The following is a 16,487-nucleotide window of genomic DNA, read 5'->3' as shown; positions in this document are numbered from 1 at the left end:
AGGTGTGGGCGCCCGGGCCGGCACGCAGTCCGAAGTACCTCGTATGCAGTCGAAAGCACTCGCTTTGCGGCGAGTCATGATGACTTCTGTGTATTTCAAGGTATTGATAATAAAACGATTTATTCCTGGCATGGAAGTTGTTGACGGCTCCTGGCGCCGGTGTGTGGAACGCCACGCGCCAGGCGCATCCCACTGAAGACCATCAGGAGCATGTACATGCCAAGCAATGATTCCAGGTCCCCCCTGGCGGTGATCACCGGTGCCGGTTCGGGCATCGGCCTGGCCGTGGCCCGGCGGCTGTTGCGCGAAGGCACCAGGGTAGTGGCCATGGCCCGGCGCGAGGTGCCGCCGGCCGAACTCGACGAGGCCGGCGGCCATTTGTGCTGGCTGAGCGGCGACGTCACCCGCGCCGATGATCTCCAATGCCTGGCGGACCTGGCCCGGGAACTGGGGCCGGTGGACTACCTGCTGCCCAACGCCGGCATCGCGCAACTGGCCGACGGCCTGGACGAGGCGGCGTTCCAGCGGCAGTGGGCGGTGAACGGCGCCGGCGCGCTGAACACCCTGGCCGCCCTGCGCGGGCAGATGGCGCGGCCATCTTCGGTGGTGTTCATCGGCACCTTCCTGTCCCAGGTCACCTTCCCGGGGCTGGCGGCCTACATCGCCTCGAAGTCCGCGCTCAAGGCCCGGGCCCGCACCCTGGCGGTGGAGCTGGCGGCCGAGGGCATCCGTGTCAACATCGTGTCCCCCGGGCCCACGGCGACGCCGATCTGGGGCACCCTGGGGCTGGACGACGAGTCCCTGGACAAGGTCGCCGCCACCGTCAACGGGCGCCTGCTGGATGGTCGTTTCCTGGAGGCGGAGGCGGTCGCCGATGCGGTCCTCTTCATGCTCTCGGAGCGGGCCCGCGGCATCCACGGCCAGGACCTGGTCGTCGACAACGGCTACACCCTGCGCTGAAGCCTGCCTGCGCCGCCTTCGCGGCGCAGGCCGCGGGCTTGTGCCGCGCCCGCCGCTCTGCTTGCATGTCCGCCCAGGGCTGAATGGCCCGGTCGACGTACACCCAGGAGCCCGCAATGGCGCAGAACATCTACGACAACCCCGATTTCTTCGCCGGCTACACCCGGCTGCCGCGCCAGGTGCATGGCCTGGACGGCGCGCCGGAGTGGCCGCAACTGCGCGCCATGCTGCCGGCGCTGGCCGGGGCGCGGGTGCTGGACCTGGGCTGCGGCTTCGGCTGGGCCGCGCGCTGGATGCGCGAGCAGGGCGCGGCCTCGGTGCTGGGCATCGACCTGTCGGAGAGGATGATCGAGCGCGCCCGCGCCGACACGCCGGACGCGGCCATCGAGTATCGCCGGGCCGACCTTGAGACCCTGGAGCTGCCGACGGCCGCCTTCGAGCTGGCCTACAGCTCGCTGACCTTCCACTACCTGCGCGACTTCCCGCGCCTGGTGCGCATGCTCCAGCGGGCCCTGGTGCCGGGCGGCGGGCTGGTGTTCAGCATCGAGCACCCGATCTACATGGCCGCCGCGCACCCCGGCTGGCTGGCGGACCAGGGCGGCCGCAAGACCTGGCCGGTGAACCAGTACGCGCTGGAGGGCGAGCGCCGCACCGACTGGTTCGCCAAGGGCGTGCTGAAGTACCACCGCACCCTGGCCACCACCCTCAACACGCTGATCGGCAACGGCTTCGCCATTGGCGAGGTGCACGAGTTCGCGCCCAGCGCGGAGCAGCTGGCGGCGCAGCCCGCGCTGGCCGAGGAGCTGGAGCGGCCGATGCTGCTGCTGGTGGGCGCCCGGCGCCTGGGTGATTAACGCGTCGCTCAGGGCTCCTGCGGCCAGCGGTCGTCGATGTCGTACCAGGGCGCCTTGGAGGCGGTGTAGATGTGCTTCTGGCTGGACGGCCGGAAGTCGCTGTCCAGGGTGCCCAGGGCCACCGCGATCCAGTCCGGGTAGTCGCCCTGGCTGTCCGACCAGAACAGCGTGGCGCCGCACTGGCCGCAGAACTGGCGGCTGACCGTGGGCGAGGAATGGAAGGTCTTCAGCTGCTCGGCGCCCTGCAGGCTCAGGGCGCTGCGCGGCACGCTGCCGTAGGTGGCGAAGGCGGCGCCATGGCCCTTGCGGCACTGGCTGCAGTGACAGTGCGAGACCGCCTTGGGCGGCGTCGCCAACTGGTAGCGGATGTGGCCGCAGAGGCAGCTGCCGTGGAGGGTTTCGTTCATGTTCATGCGTCCCGGGGTTGGAAGAAGACCCGGCGCGCCAGCGGTCGGGGACGGCATCATAGCCCGGCCGTCCCCGGTGTGCCCGCTAGGCGCTTTCCGCCGGTTCCTTCAGCGCTTCCTGCACCAGCGGGTGCAGGTCGGCGTCGGGGTGCTGCGCCAGCCAGGCCGCCAGCTCGCGGCGCATGGCTGGCGTCCAGAAGCTGCGCAGGTGCTGGCGCACGCCGCTCACGGCCAATTCGCGGTCCGGCTCGCTGGCGAAGTACTGGCCGATCTGGTTGGCCATCTTGACCAGGTTGTCGATGCTCATCGGCGCACCTCGGCTTTCTCGGCGTGGCGGCGTTCGCGCAGCAGGCGGCGTTGTTCGTCGCTGAAGGCCTGGTAGCGCTTCTGCCATTCGGAGGGCTGGTAGACGTGCACCACTTCCACCGCGGTGACCTTGTATTCCGGGCAGTTGGTGGCCCAGTCGGAGTTGTCGGTGGTGATCACGTTGGCGCCGGATTCCGGGAAGTGGAAGGTGGTGTACACCACTCCCGGCGCCACCCGCTCGCTGACCTTGGCGTGCAGCACCGTCTGCCCGGAGCGGCTGCCCACCCCGACCCAGTCGCCGTCGGCGATGCCGCGGGCCTCGGCGTCGCTGGGGTGGATCTCCAGGCGGTCCTCGGGGTGCCAGGCGACGTTGCCGGTGCGCCGCGTCTGGGCGCCGACGTTGTACTGGCTGAGGATGCGCCCGGTGGTCAGCAGCAGCGGGTAGCGGCTGTTGACCTTCTCGTCGGTGGGCACGTAGCCGGTGAGCATGAAGCGCCCCTTGCCGCGCACGAACTGCTCGATGTGCATGGTCGGGGTGCCGTCGGGCGCGGCGTCGTTGCACGGCCACTGCAGGCTGCCGTGGCGATCCAGCTCGGCGTAGCTGACGCGGGCGAAGGTGGGCGTCAGGCGGGCGATCTCGTCCATGATCTCGGACGGGTGCCTGTAGTGCATCGGGTAGCCCAGGGCGTTGGACAGCGCCATGGTGGCTTCCCAGTCGGCCTTGCCGCCCAGCGGCTCCATCACCTTGCGCACCCGCGAGATGCGCCGCTCGGCGTTGGTGAAGGTGCCGTCCTTCTCGAGGAAGGAGCTGCCCGGCAGGAACACGTGGGCGAACTTGGCCGTCTCGTTGAGGAAGATGTCCTGCACCACCACGCATTCCATGGCCGACAGGGCGGCGGTGACGTGCTGGGTGTTGGGGTCGCTCTGGGCGATGTCCTCGCCCTGGCAGTACAGCGCCTTGAAGCTGCCGTCCAGGGCCGCCTCGAACATGTTGGGGATGCGCAGCCCCGGCTCGGGCTGCAGGGTCACGTTCCAGGCCTGCTCGAACTGGCTGCGCACCTGGGCGTTGGAGATGTGCCGGTAGCCGGGCAGCTCGTGGGGGAAGGAGCCCATGTCGCAGGAGCCCTGGACGTTGTTCTGGCCGCGCAGCGGGTTCACCCCCACGCCCTCGCGGCCGATGTTGCCGGTGGCCATGGCGAGGTTGGCGATGCCCATCACCGCGGTGCTGCCCTGGCTGTGCTCGGTGACGCCCAGGCCGTAGTAGATGGCCGCGTTGCCGCCGGTGGCGTAGAGCCGGGCGGCGGCGCGGATCTGCCCGGCGGGCACGCCGCACACCGGGCCGAGCACCTCGGGGGCGTTCTGCGGCTGGCTGACGAAGTCGCGCCAGTGGGCGAAGTCCGCCGCTTCGCAGCGCGCCTCGACGAAGGCCTGGTCGACCAGGCCCTCGGTGACGATGACGTGGGCCAGGGCGTTGAGCATGGCCACGTTGGTGCCCGGGCGCAGCTGCAGGTGCAGCTCGGCGCGGCCGTGGGGCGAGTCCACCAGGTCGATGCGCCGCGGGTCGATGACGATCAGCCGCGCGCCCTGGCGCAGGCGGCGCTTGAGCTGGGAGCCGAACACCGGGTGGGCGTCGGTGGGGTTGGCGCCCATCACCAGGATGACGTCGGCCTGCATCACCGAGTCGAAGCTCTGGGTGCCGGCGGACTCGCCCAGGGTCTGCTTCAGGCCGTAGCCGGTGGGCGAGTGGCAGACGCGCGCGCAGGTGTCGACGTTGTTGTTGCCGAAGGCGGCGCGCACCAGCTTCTGCACCAGGTAGGTCTCTTCGTTGGTGCAGCGGCTGGAAGTGATGCCGCCGATGGAGTCGCGTCCGTACTTGAGCTGGATGCGGCGGAATTCGCCGGCCGCGTGATTGAGCGCTTCTTCCCAGCTGACTTCCTGCCAGGGGTCGCTGATGCGCTGGCGGATCATCGGCTTGGTGATGCGCTCGGGGTGGGTGGCGTAGCCCCAGGCGAAGCGGCCCTTGACGCAGGCGTGGCCGTGGTTGGCCTGGCCGTTCCTGTCCGGGACCATGCGCACCAGTTGCTCGCCCTTGAGTTCGGCGCGGAAGGAGCAGCCCACGCCGCAGTAGGCGCAGGTGGTGACGACGCTGCGCTCCGGCTGGCCCAGCTGCACCACGCTCTTCTCCATCAGCGTGGCGGTGGGGCAGGCCTGCACGCAGGCGCCGCAGGACACGCACTCGGAGTCGAGGAAGTCGTCGCCGCCGGCCGCCGCCACCCGCGAGTCGAAGCCGCGGCCGGCGATGGTCAGGGCGAAGGTGCCCTGGATTTCCTCGCAGGCGCGCACGCAGCGGTTGCAGACGATGCACTTGCTCGGGTCGTAGTCGAAGTAGGGGTTGGAGACGTCCTTGGCCTCGTCCAGGTGGTTGGCCCCGGCGTAGCCGTAGCGCACCTCGCGCAGGCCCACCTGCCCGGCCACCGTCTGCAGCTCGCAGTTGCCGTTGGCCGGGCAGGTCAGGCAGTCCAGCGGGTGGTCGGAGATGTACAGCTCCATGACGTTGCGCCGCAGCGTCGCCAGCTTCGGCGTCTGCGTGCGCACCACCATGCCCTCGGCCACCGGCGTGGTGCAGGAGGCGGGGTAGCCGCGCATGCCGTCGATTTCCACCAGGCACATGCGGCAGGAGCCGAAGGCTTCCAGGCTGTCGGTGGCGCAGAGCTTGGGAATGCTGGTGCCCAGCAGCGCCGCGGCGCGCATCACCGAGGTGCCGGCGGGCACGCTGATCTCGCGGCCGTCGATGCTCAGGCTGACCTGCACCTCGCTGTCGCGGGGCGGGGTGCCGAGGTCGACGATGTCGCTGGAGGGGTCGAAGAGGTTGATCACTGGTCGGCCTCCGTGGTCGCCAGACCGAAGTCGGCGGGGAAGTGCTTGAGGGCGCTGGTCACCGGGTAGGAAGTCATTCCGCCCAGGGCGCAGAGCGAGCCGTATTGCATGGTGTCGCAGAGGTCGGTCAGCAGCCGCGCCTGCTCTTCGCGGGCGCTGGCGTCGGTGGCGGCGATCAGCCGGTCCACCACCTCCACGCCGCGGGTGGAGCCGAGCCGGCAGGGCGTGCACTTGCCGCAGGATTCCTCGGCGCAGAACTGCAGGGCGAAGCGGGCCATGCGCGCCATGTCCAGGCTGTCGTCGGCCACCACCACGCCGCCGTGGCCGAGCATGGCGCCCATGGCGGCGAAGGCCTCGTAGTCCAGCGGCGTGTCGAACTGCGCCGGCGGCACCCAGGCGCCCAGCGGGCCGCCCACCTGCGCCGCCTTCAGCGGCCGGCCGCTGGCGGTGCCGCCGCCGTAGCCTTCCACCAGCTCGCGCAGGGTCAGGCCGAAGGCGCGTTCCACCAGGCCGCCGTGGCGCACGTTGCCGGCCAGCTGGAAGGGCATGGTGCCCAGCGAGCGGCCCATGCCGAAATCGCGGTAGAACTGCGCGCCGCGGGCCAGGATCACCGGCACCGAGGCCAGGGTGAGCACGTTGTGCACCAGCGTCGGCTGGCCGAACAGGCCCTGCAGGGCCGGCAGCGGCGGCTTGGCGCGGACCACGCCGCGCTTGCCTTCCAGGGAGTCGAGCAGGGCGGTTTCCTCGCCGCAGATGTAGGCGCCGGCGCCCACCCGCACCTGCAGGTCGAAGGCGCGGCCGCTGCCGAGCACGTCGGCGCCCAGGTAGCCGGCCGCGCGGGCGATGGCCAGGGCCTGGTCGAGGGTGGCGATGGCGTCCGGGTATTCCGAGCGCACGTAGATGTAGCCCAGGCTGGCGCCCACGGCGAGGCCGGCGATGGCCATGCCCTCGACCAGCAGGAAGGGGTCGCCCTCCATCAGCATGCGGTCGGCGAAGGTGCCGGAGTCGCCCTCGTCGGCGTTGCACACCACGTATTTCGGCGTGGCCGGCGCCTCGCGCACGGTGCGCCACTTGATGCCGGCGGGGAAGGCCGCGCCGCCGCGGCCGCGCAGGCCGGAGTCGAGCACGGCGGCGACCACGTCCGCGGTGTCCATCGCCATGGCCCGTTCCAGGCCGGCGAAGCCGCCCTGGGCGCGGTAGTCCTCCAGGGACAGCGGCCGGGTGATGCCGGCGCGGGCGAACAGCAGGCGCTGCTGGCTCTTCAGGTAGGGGATGTCCTCCACCGGCCCCAGGGCCAGCGGGTGGCCGGCGGGGTCGGCGGCCAGGGCGTCGAGCAGGCCGGGCACGTCCTGCTCGGCGAGCGGGCCGAAGCCCAGGCGGCGGCCGTCGGCGTCTTCCAGCTCGACCAGCGGCTCCAGCCAGTACAGGCCGCGGGAGCTGGTGCGGCGCAGCTCCAGCGGCAGTTGCCGGCGTTCGGCCTCGCGGGCCAGCGCGGCGGCCACCTGTTCCGCGCCCACGGCGCGGGCCACGGAGTCGCGGGGGACGCAGAGCCTCAGCATGGGTCGTCCTCCAGGCAGCCGCTCACCAGCTCGCGCAGGCACTCGGCGGTGAGCCGGGCGTGCAGCCGGCCGTCCAGCTCCAGGGCCGGCGAGCAGGCGCAGGCGCCCAGGCAGTACACCGGCCGCAGGCTGATGCGCCCGTCGGCGCTGGTGCCGTGGTCGTCCAGCGCCAGCTGTTCGCGCAACTGCGCGGCCAGGCGCTCGGCGCCCATGCTCTGGCAGGATTCGGCGCGGCACAGGCGCAGGGTATGGCGCGCCGGCGGCGTGGTGCGGAAGTCGTGGTAGAAGCTGATCACCCCGCGCACCTCGGCCTGGCTGAGGTTGAGGGCATGGGCGATTTCCGCGACGGCGAGGTCGGGGATGTACCCGCAACCTTCCTGGATGGCGTGGAGGATCGGCAGCAGGGCGCCGGGGGCGTCCTTCTCGCGCGCCAGCACATCGTGGATCAGCGGCAGGTGAAGCGTCTCATCAGGCATACAGCGTACCTCGGCATCGCGGCCCGGCTCGCCCTGGCGGCGACCGTCCGGTGTCTTCGGCTGCGGCGCACCGTCCACGTCACGGCTGCGTGGCCCATCCGGTCGCCATCCCTGCCGCCGGCCGGCGTCTTCACGCACCGGTCCGGGGGCATCGTGCAAGCTTGCCATCCCCGTCGCCCGGGGTTTGCACCCAAGCGACCCGGCGCATCCTGAAACCGACCTGCGCGCGTCGCCGCGGCTGCGTCGCGCGCCGTCCCTATAAGCGGGTGTAGCCGGTAGCGATGCGCTGCGCCAGGGGTTGCCGATCGGCGGAGGGGCCAGCGCAACAGTGAATCAACAGTTGTTGCTCAGATAACAACAAGCGGCCCGCGCCAGGCCGGGGAAACCGCCCGGCGGACGCTGGAATGGTTATTGCTCGGCTCCACTGTGCAGTTCAATTTCGCCGGTCGGGCCCATGGCGGCCGCGGCCGAAGGTTCATTGCCGGGGCGCTGACCGCGTGAGGGCCGCCCCGACCGACGAGGGATACCGTGTGAGCGTCAACCAGCCCAGCCGCATTCTCAATCCTCTGCAGATCGCCCGCCAGCTGGCCGCCGGCTTCGCCGAGAACGCCGCCGAACGCGACGAGCGCGGCGGCACGCCCAAGGCCGAGCGCGACGCCATCCGCCGCAGCGGCCTGCTGGCCCTGAGCATTCCCGGCGCCTTCGGCGGCCATGGCGCGGACTGGTCGCTGACCCTCGAGGTGGTCCGCGAGTTCGCCCGGGCCGACAGTTCCGTGGCCCACGTGTTCGGCTTCCACCACCTGATGCTGGCCACCGTGCGCCTGTTCTCCCGCCCCGAGCAGTGGCAGCCGTGGTTCGAGTTGACCGCGCGCAAGAACTGGTTCTGGGGCAATGCCCTGAACCCGCTGGACACCCGTACCCAGGTGAAGTGGTTCGACGGCTGGTGCGAGTTCTCCGGCAAGAAGAGCTTCTGTTCCGGCGCCAGCGACTCGGAGATGCTGATCGCCTCGGCGGTGGACGAGGGCGCCGGCGGCAAGCTGCTGATCGCCGCGCTGCCCAGCGGGCGCAGCGGCATCGGCGTGCACGACGACTGGGACAACATGGGCCAGCGCCAGACCGACAGCGGCAGCGTGACCTTCGAGCGGGTGCGGGTGGAGCAGTCCGAGCTGCTGCTGGAGCCGGGCCCGCTGAGCACGCCCTTCGCCTGCCTGCGCCCGCTGCTGGCGCAGCTGATCTTCGCCCACGTGTTCCTCGGCATCGCCGAGGGCGCCTTCGAGGAGTTCCGCGGCTACACCCTCAAGGAAGCGCGGCCCTGGTTCCGTTCCAGCGCCGAAAGCATCACCGAGGACCCGTACGTACTGCGCCATTACGGCGACTTCTGGGTCGGCCTGGAAGGCGTGCGCCTGCTGGTGGAGCGCGCCGCCGCGCAGTTCGACGCGGCCTGGCGCAAGGAGCAGCGCCTGGGCGCCGAGGAGCGCGCCGAGCTGGCCATCGCCATCGGCACCGCCAAGGTGGCTGCCACCCGCGTCGGCCTGGAGCTCTGTAGCCGCCTCTTCGAAGTCACCGGCGCCCGCGCCACCCACGCCGCGCTGCGGCTCGACCGGCACTGGCGCAACCTGCGCACCCAGAGCCTGCACGACCCCCTCGACTACCGTGTCCAGGAGCTCGGCGCCTGGGCGCTCAACCGGCAGCGACCTTCGCCCACGTTCTACTCGTAAGGAAGCCCATGCAACTGCTGACCCTCCCACCCAACCCGACACTGGCCACCTCGATCCGGGCAACCGCACAGGTCTTCGAAGACCCGAAATCGCAGGCGCTTCTCACCCATCTGCAACAGGTCGCCCCCAGCGAGGCCAGCGTCCTGATCATCGGTGAGACCGGCACGGGGAAGGAGCTGGTCGCACGCCACATCCACAACCTCAGCGGCCGGCGCGACCGGCCCTTCGTCGCGGTGAACTGCGGCGCCTTCTCCGAATCCCTGGTGGAGGCCGAGCTGTTCGGCCACGAGAAGGGCGCCTTCACCGGCGCCCTGGGCGCCAAGGCCGGCTGGTTCGAGGCGGCCGACGGCGGCACCCTGTTCCTCGACGAGATCGGCGACCTGCCCATGGCCATCCAGGTCAAGCTGCTGCGCGTGCTGCAGGAGCGCGAAGTAGTGCGCCTGGGCTCGCGCAAGGGCATCCCCATCGACGTGCGGGTGCTGGCGGCCACCAACGTGCAGCTGGAGAAGGCGATCAACGCCGGGCACTTCCGCGAGGACCTGTACTACCGCCTGAACGTCGTCACCCTGCAGCTGCCCGCGCTGCGCGAACGGCGCGGCGACATCCTGCCGCTGGTGCGGCACTTCATCGGCACCTACGGCCGCAGGCTCGGCTTCGAGACGGTGGGCCTCTCCGACGCGGCGGCGCGCAAGCTGGCGGAATACGACTGGCCGGGCAACATCCGCGAGCTGGAGAACGTCATCCACCACACCCTGCTGGTGTGCCAGGACGAACGCATCGAGGCCGCCGACCTGCGCCTGCCGGGGCTGCGCCCGGAGCGCCTGGACGGCGGAGCCGCCGCCGACGAGCCGCTGGAGGCGCAACTGGAGCGCGCCTTCCTGCGCCTGTTCAGCGAACGTCGCAGTCATGTCCACGAGCAGGTGGAAAGCCTGCTGGTGCGCGAGGCCTACCAGTTCTGCCATGCCAACCAGGTGCACACCTCCGACCTGCTGGGGCTCAGCCGCAACATCGTCAGGGCACGGCTGATCGCCGCCGGCGAACTGGTGGTGAACAAGCGCCGCACGCCAGCGCCGTTGGCCAGCCGGATCGTGCGGCTGTCGATCTGAGCCGGGCGGCGGCGGACGGGCGAGCACGGCTTTTCGTAGGAGCGAGCTTGCTCGCTCCTACGAAGAGCATTTCGGCGCGGCTGGCGGGATAGTCGCTCCCGTCATGCACCGCGCGGGCGGCGCCCGGGGACGAAGTGCGTCGGGTCGTTGTAGCCCGGCGTGGAGGCGTGGCCGGGGGTGACCAGGGCGTCGACGAAGGCCTCGTCCTCGGCGTCCAGGCGCACGTCCAGCGCCTTCAGGTAGTCCTGCCACTGCTCCTCGGTGCGCGGGCCGACGATGGCCGCGCTGACCAGGGCGTTGTTCAGCACCCAGGCGATGGCGAACTGCACCACGCCGATGCCGCGCGCCTGGGCGTGGGCCTTCACCTTCTGCGCGATCTCCAGGGATTCGGCGCGCCATTCGGTCTCCAGGATGCGCTTGTCCTGGCGCCCGGCACGGCTGTCGGCGGCCGGTTCCACCCCCGGCAGGTACTTGCCGCTGAGCACGCCGCGCGCCAGCGGGCTGTAGGGCACCACGCCCAGGCCGTGGTACGCGGCGGCGGTGAACTGCTCGGTCTCGGACTGGCGGTTGACCAGGTTGTACAGCGGCTGGCTGGCGATGGGCCGGGGCACGCCCAGGCGCTCGGCCACATGGACCACCTCGGCGATGCACCAGCCGCGGTAGTTGGACAGCCCCCAGTGGCGCACCTTGCCCTGGCCGATGGCGTCGCCGATGGCCGCGATGCTTTCCTCCAGGGGCGTTTGGTGGTCCTCGCGGTGCAGGTAGTACAGGTCCAGGTAGTCGGTGCCCAGGCGCGCCAGGCTGGCGTCCAGGGCCGCGGCGATGTGCTTGCGGCCCAGGCCGCGGCGGTTCGGCCAGGCGTCCGCCGGGCCCATGCCGACCTTGGAGGCCAGCACCCAGTCGTCGCGGCGCGCGGCGATGGCCTGGCCGACGATCTGTTCCGAGCGCCCGTCGTTGTATACGTCAGCGGTGTCGATGAAGTTGATCCCGCGCTCCAGCGCCTGGTCGACGATGCGCCGCGAGGTGGCGGCGTCGGTCTGGCCGCCGAACATCATGCTGCCCAGTGCCAGGGGGGATACCTGCAGGCCGGAGCGGCCCAGGGTTCGGTAGTTCATGTCGCTCTCCGGTTGGGGAATTCAGACCGCCTCGGCCTCTTCCTGGAACAGCCCGTCGGACTGCCGGCTCCACAGGCGGTAGTACTGGCCGCGTTTCTTCAGCAGCTCCTGGTGGCTGCCGTCCTCGACCACGCGGCCCTTGTCGAAGACGATGATGCGGTCAAGGTGCGCCACCGTCGACAGGCGGTGGGCCACCACTATCACGGTCTTGCCCTGCATGATGCTGTCCAGCTGGTCCTGGATGAAGCGCTCGGTGATGGAGTCCAGGCTCGAGGTGGCCTCGTCCATCACCAGGATGGGCGCGTTCTTCAGCAGCACCCGGGCGATGGCGATGCGCTGCCGCTGGCCGCCGGAGAGCTTGACGCCGCGCTCGCCCACCAGGGAATCGTAGCCGTGCTCCATGCGCTCGATGAAGGCGCTGGCGCCGGCGCCGTGGATGGCCGCGGCCAGTTCCTCGGCGCTGGCCTCCAGGCGCCCGTAGTGGATGTTCTCGCGGATGCTGCGGTGGAACAGCCCCGGCTCCTGGGGGATCAGGCCGATCTGTCGGTGCAGCGAGTGCTGCGTCACCTCGCGGATGTCCTGGCCGTCGATCAGCACCTGGCCGCCGTCGACGTCGTACAGGCGCAGCAGCAGGTTGAGCAGGGTGGACTTGCCGGAGCCGGAGAAGCCCACCAGGCCGACGCGCTGACCGGCCGGGATGCGCAGGTCGAGCTGCTCGAAGATCGGCTGGCCGGGGTGGTAGCCGAAGCGCACGCCGCGGAACTCGACGTTGCCCTGGCGCACTTCCAGGCGCCGGGCGTCGGGGCTGTCCACCACCTCGTGGGGGCGGATCAGGGTGCGCACGCCGTTGGCGATGTTGCCGGTGGCCTCGAACAGTTCGAGGAAGCGCCGCGACAGGCTGGCCACGTCGTTGATGATCAGCAGCGCCATGCTGGTGGCCATGACGAAGGCGGCGATGCTGATGGCGCCGCTGCGCCACAGCCACAGGGTGAGCAGCAGCATGCCGATCTTCAGGGCCATGCCGCAGCTGTTCTGGAACCAGCGGATCTTCTCCATGTAGCCGAGCGAGCGGCGGGCCGCCGCCAGCTCGCCGTCCAGGTAGCCGGACAGGTACTCCAACTCGTGGGAGTGCCGGGCGAACAGGCGCACGTTGCTCAGGTTGGTCACCGCGTCCACCACCTTGCCGGTGCTGATGCTGCGCGCCGCGGAGTACTTCTGCGCCAGTGGGTGGCTGCGCCGGGCGAGCAGGAAGGAGATGCCGATGAACAGCACCGACCAGGCCAGCATGAACCCTGCCAGCAGGCCCGAGGCGCTGGCCAGCACCAGGCTCGCCAGGCTCAGGGTGACCAGCAGCGGGATCAGGTCGAAGAGCAGGATGTTCATGGTCTGGTTCACCCCCATGGCGACTTCCGAGACCTTGTGCGCCAGGGCGCCGGCGAACTCGTTGCTGACGAAGCGGTGCGAGTGCTGCTGCAGGTAGGCGTAGACGGTGTAGGTGACGCGCGCCCGCTGGCGCGGCAGCACGCGGATGTTGATGGTGTTGGCGCTGCGGCTGAAGACCACCTCCAGGGCCACCAGCACGGCGAAGCCGGCCACCGGCCAGAGCAGCGTGTGGGGGGCGGAGCCGGCGTTCACCAGGCGGGTGACCTGGCCCAGGCTCCAGGGGATCAGCACGGTGCAGACCACCGCGGTGATCTGCAGCAGCAGGATCGCCAGGTAGGCCCAGCGGTACTGGCTGACGAAGTGGATGACGAAAGGTACCGGCGCCTCCGGCAGGTAGCGGATGTTCCAGGCTGGGGCCTGGCGTTCGCCGGCGGTGTCGTCCGGGGTATGGCTCATGGTGGGTCGGGTCCTTCAGGCGTGGGTCAGGGGCAGCAGGTAGCGGGTCACCGGGAAGGCCGTGCCGTCCTCCTCGAAGACCCGCGAGGCGTTGCCTTGCGGGGTGAAGCCGGCGGCGCGGTAGAAGCGTTCGGCGCGGGCGTTGCCGTCCAGCGCCCAGAGGGTGACGCGGGCGAAGCCCGCGGCCTCCAGGGCCTGGCGCGAGGCCAGCCAGAGCGCGCGGCCGATGCCGGCGGACCAGGCCGACGGCACCAGGTAGATGGAATAGAGCTCGCCGGTGCCGGGCTCGACGTCGGGGTCGCGGCTGGCGCCGAAGGAGCTCCAGCCGACCACCGCGCCGCCGCGCTCGGCCACGCGGATGTCGCGGCCGCCATTGCGGATGGCGTTGTCGAGGAAGTCGACGCGGCGCTGCAGGCTGTCGGCCAGGCCCTGCAGGTAGCTGTCCGGCAGCAGCCCGCGGTAGGTCGCCTGCCAGCTCTGCACGTGGGCTTCGGCGATGGGCCGGGCATCGCCTTCGCGGGCGTGGCGGATCAGGGGTTCGGGGCGTGCGGGCTCAGCCATGGGCGGCCTCCTCGGGGCATGCGGCGTCGGTGATCGAGGGGCTGGCGCGGCCGCTGACCGAGGCGCCGGCGGCCTCGCCCAGGCGGCGGAACGGCAGCGCCGAGGCGGCGCACAGCAGCGCCCCGGCGAGCATCGCCAGGGACAGGTCCCCGACCTGCGGCCGGGCGTGCCCCTGGGCGTGCATGACCAGCCCCAGCAGGCTGGCGGCCAGGCCCACCGCCAGGCTCATGGCCAACTGCATGGACATCGCCGACAGGCTGCTGGCGCGGCTGGCCAGCTCGCGCGGCACCTCGCAGAAGGTCAGCGCGCCCAGGGTGCTGAACTGCAGCGAGCGCAGCAGGCCGCTGACGTACAGCAGCGCCACCAGCAGCCACCAGGGCGTGTCGGCGCGCAGCAGGGCGCAGCCGACGATGGACAGCGCGCAGAGCAGGGCGTTGCCGACCAGGGTGCGGCGGAAGCCCAGGCGCTGGACGATGCGCACCGAGAGGAACTTCACGCTCAGCGCGCCGGCGCCGCCGGCCAGGGTCAGCAGGCCGGCGTCCAGCGCCCCGTGGCCGAAGCCCAGTTGCAGCATCAGCACCATCAGGAACGGCTGCGCGGCGCTGCCCAGGCGGAACAGGTTGCCGCCCCAGATGGCCGTGGCGAAGGTGGGGATGCGCAGCAGGCCGAGGTCGATCAGCGGCGCCGCGTGGCGTCGGGCATGGCGCAGGTAGGCCAGGGCCGCCAGGGCGCCGCCGGCCAGCAGGGCGGCCACCAGCGGCAACGGCAGCAGGCGGTGGCCCAGGGCCTCGAAGCCGAACACCAGCGCCGCCAGGGCGCAGCCGCTGAGCAGGAAGCCGCGGCGGTCCAGGCGCCTTTGCCCATCGCCCGGGAAGTCCGGGACGAAGCGCAGGATCAGGGCGATGCCCAGCGCGCCTATGGGCAGGTTGACCAGGAAGATCCAGTGCCACGACAGCAGGTCCACCAGCAGCCCGCCCACGGGCGGGCCGAGCAGCGGCCCGACCAGCGCCGGGATGGCCAGCGCGGCCATGTTGCGCAGCAGGGTGTCCGGCGTCGACCAGCGCAACAGCAGCACCTGGCCCACCGGCGCCATCAGCGCCCCGGCGGCGCCCTGGAACAGGCGCGCCAGGGACAGCTGCAGCAGCGAGGTGGAGGCCGCGCAGGCCAGCGAGGCGAGCATGAACAGGCCGATGGCCGCCAGCAGCACCCGGCGCGGGCCGAAGCGGTCGGCCACCCAGCCGCTGACCGGCACGAACAGCGCCACCGCCAGCAGGTACAGCGACACCACCAGGTTCATGCGCACCGCGGCCTCGCCGAAGTCGGCGGCCATCTGCGGCAGCGCGGTGAGCACCGCGGTGCTGTCCAGCAGCTCCATGAACAGCGCGGCGCCGGTGATCATCGGCACCAGGCGGCCGCCGCGCGCCGGGGCATCGGTAACGCAGGGCAGGGGGCGCATGGCTGCGCCCATCAGAACAGCCCCGAGGTCGGCGGCTCGCTGCCCTTCAGGTGCCAGGCGCCGACCACCGCGGCCTTCCAGTGGCGCGGGTTGTGGTTGGCCAGGGTGCGGGCGTTGCGCCAGTGGCGGTCGAGGTTGTGCTGGCGGCCGGTGGTGGAGGCGCCGCCGACGTCGAACAGCAGCTCGGCGGCCTTGAGCGCCGATTCCACGGCGATGTACTGGGCCTGGGCCACTTCCACGGCGGCCAGGTTGACCGCGTCGTGGGCCAGGCCCGCCGACCAGGCCTGGTCGATGCGTTCGGCGGCGCGCAGGATCACCGCCTCGGCGGCCAGGGCGCGGGCGGAAATCTCGCCCACGGCGAATTCCACGTAGGGGTCGTCCACCGAGCGCTGCGCGCTGCTGTGCTTGATCGGCCGGGCGTGGTTACGGGCGAAGGCCACGGCGTCGCTCAGCGCGTTGCGGGCGATGCCGGCCTCCACCGCGCCGAGGAACAGCTGCAGGAAGGGCGTGACGATGGAGCGCTGGCCTTCCTCCACCACCCGCGGGCGGATCTCCCCCGGTTGCACCAGCAGGTCGTTGAGCCGCGTGGTGCCGCTGGCGGTGAGGCGCTGGCCCATGGCGTCGAAGTCGTCCAGCAGTTCCAGGCCCTCGCGGTCGCGCGGGACCACGAAGGACACCGGCCTGTCGTCCTCGTCCAGGGCCACCGCGCTGACCCAGTCCGCATATAGCGAGCCGGTGCTGTAGTACTTGCTGCCGCTGGCGCGGAAGGCTTCGCCGTCGCGGCGCAGGCGCGCGCTCACCGCGCCGTTGGCGCCGCCGACCTCCCAGCCGGCGTTGCCGAACACTTCGCCGGCGAGGAAGCGCGGGAACCAGCGCCGCTGCTCGGCCTCGTCGCCGCGGGCGAGCAGGCCCTCGATGAAGGCGAAGCTGGGGCGCAGCGACTGGGCGACGTTGGAATCCACCGCCGCCAGGTCGATGACGAACTGCACGGTGTCGCGCACGCTGGCGCCGGCGCCGCCGTGCTCGACGGGAATGCGGAAGCACAGCAGGCGGTCGGCGGCCAGGGCACGTACCTGTTCGTGGGGCAGCTGGCGCAGGCGCTCGCGTTCGGCGGCGCCCTCGGCGATGGCGGCCAGGCGCGGCACGGCGCGGCGGCGCAGTTCGGCCAGGTCGAGGGCGTTCAGCTCAGGGTTGGCAGGGGGCAGGGCGGTTGCAGCGGTAGTCGACATCTTCGGGTCCATCAGCTGAAGGGG

Annotated in this window: 14 protein-coding genes; 4 read left to right on the top strand and 10 right to left on the bottom strand. The window is 71.2% G+C overall.

From position 1 onward, the window contains the following. The first annotated feature begins 216 nt into the window (after positions 1 to 216). On the top strand, positions 217 to 960 hold the full coding sequence (locus VV867_RS18355) for an SDR family NAD(P)-dependent oxidoreductase (RefSeq protein ID WP_328567204.1): 744 nt from the start codon (positions 217 to 219) through the stop codon (positions 958 to 960). Positions 961 to 1,076: 116 nt separating this feature from the next. Then, on the top strand, positions 1,077 to 1,814 hold the full coding sequence (locus VV867_RS18350; protein ID WP_328567203.1) for a class I SAM-dependent methyltransferase: 738 nt from the start codon (positions 1,077 to 1,079) through the stop codon (positions 1,812 to 1,814). Between the two features lie 8 nt (positions 1,815 to 1,822). Here VV867_RS18350 and VV867_RS18345 read toward each other — a convergent pair whose 3' ends face one another. From VV867_RS18345 to VV867_RS18325, 5 genes are all read right to left on the bottom strand, one after another. Next, a complete protein-coding gene (locus VV867_RS18345) occupies positions 1,823 to 2,221 on the bottom strand; it encodes a GFA family protein (RefSeq protein WP_275626787.1) in 399 nt (132 codons plus the stop codon). An 85-nt stretch (positions 2,222 to 2,306) separates the two neighbouring features. Beyond that, positions 2,307 to 2,528 (bottom strand): formate dehydrogenase subunit delta, encoded by a 222-nt coding sequence (locus tag VV867_RS18340; RefSeq protein ID WP_328567202.1) that lies wholly within the window; start codon positions 2,526 to 2,528, stop codon positions 2,307 to 2,309. After that, positions 2,525 to 5,404, bottom strand: coding sequence for a formate dehydrogenase subunit alpha (fdhF, locus tag VV867_RS18335; RefSeq protein ID WP_328567201.1), 2,880 nt, complete (start codon positions 5,402 to 5,404; stop codon positions 2,525 to 2,527). The genes VV867_RS18340 and fdhF overlap by 4 nt, the downstream gene beginning before the upstream one ends. Next, complete coding sequence (locus VV867_RS18330) at positions 5,401 to 6,963, bottom strand: formate dehydrogenase beta subunit (RefSeq protein ID WP_109936896.1); 1,563 nt, start codon at positions 6,961 to 6,963, stop codon at positions 5,401 to 5,403. Before VV867_RS18330 ends, fdhF begins: the two co-directional genes overlap by 4 nt. Next, positions 6,957 to 7,439 (bottom strand): formate dehydrogenase subunit gamma, encoded by a 483-nt coding sequence (locus VV867_RS18325; RefSeq protein ID WP_328567200.1) that lies wholly within the window; start codon positions 7,437 to 7,439, stop codon positions 6,957 to 6,959. Before VV867_RS18325 ends, VV867_RS18330 begins: the two co-directional genes overlap by 7 nt. A gap of 530 nt (positions 7,440 to 7,969) precedes the next feature. Here VV867_RS18325 and VV867_RS18320 point away from each other — a divergent pair. Next, the gene (locus VV867_RS18320) at positions 7,970 to 9,157 is read left to right on the top strand and encodes an acyl-CoA dehydrogenase family protein (RefSeq protein WP_328567199.1); all 1,188 of its coding nucleotides are present in this window, start codon (positions 7,970 to 7,972) and stop codon (positions 9,155 to 9,157) included. Positions 9,158 to 9,165: 8 nt separating this feature from the next. Continuing rightward, the gene (locus tag VV867_RS18315; RefSeq protein WP_328567198.1) at positions 9,166 to 10,263 is read left to right on the top strand and encodes a sigma-54 interaction domain-containing protein; all 1,098 of its coding nucleotides are present in this window, start codon (positions 9,166 to 9,168) and stop codon (positions 10,261 to 10,263) included. 101 nt (positions 10,264 to 10,364) lie between these two features. Here VV867_RS18315 and VV867_RS18310 read toward each other — a convergent pair whose 3' ends face one another. From VV867_RS18310 to VV867_RS18290, 5 genes are read right to left on the bottom strand one after another with little or no spacing between them, the layout of a single operon-like run. Continuing rightward, complete coding sequence (locus tag VV867_RS18310) at positions 10,365 to 11,378, bottom strand: aldo/keto reductase (protein WP_328567197.1); 1,014 nt, start codon at positions 11,376 to 11,378, stop codon at positions 10,365 to 10,367. Between the two features lie 21 nt (positions 11,379 to 11,399). Beyond that, positions 11,400 to 13,217: an ABC transporter ATP-binding protein gene (locus tag VV867_RS18305; protein WP_328567196.1), complete on the bottom strand. Its 1,818-nt coding sequence runs from the start codon at positions 13,215 to 13,217 to the stop codon at positions 11,400 to 11,402. 15 nt (positions 13,218 to 13,232) lie between these two features. After that, the gene (locus VV867_RS18300) at positions 13,233 to 13,778 is read right to left on the bottom strand and encodes a GNAT family N-acetyltransferase (protein WP_328567195.1); all 546 of its coding nucleotides are present in this window, start codon (positions 13,776 to 13,778) and stop codon (positions 13,233 to 13,235) included. Further along, positions 13,771 to 15,234 carry an MFS transporter gene (locus tag VV867_RS18295; protein WP_328567194.1) on the bottom strand — a complete coding sequence of 488 codons (1,464 nt, stop codon included), beginning with the start codon at positions 15,232 to 15,234 and terminating at the stop codon, positions 13,771 to 13,773. Before VV867_RS18295 ends, VV867_RS18300 begins: the two co-directional genes overlap by 8 nt. Positions 15,235 to 15,245: 11 nt before the next feature. Then, positions 15,246 to 16,463 (bottom strand): acyl-CoA dehydrogenase family protein, encoded by a 1,218-nt coding sequence (locus tag VV867_RS18290; RefSeq protein WP_109935579.1) that lies wholly within the window; start codon positions 16,461 to 16,463, stop codon positions 15,246 to 15,248. Between the last annotated feature and the right edge of the window lie 24 nt (positions 16,464 to 16,487).

The sequence above is a fragment of the Pseudomonas sp. JH-2 genome (assembly GCF_036231725.1).
In the GTDB taxonomy this organism is placed as follows: Bacteria; Pseudomonadota; Gammaproteobacteria; order Pseudomonadales; family Pseudomonadaceae; genus Pseudomonas; species Pseudomonas delhiensis.
The sequence above is the reverse complement of the archived record's forward strand: the minus strand, read 5'-3'. Positions and strand labels throughout refer to the sequence as shown.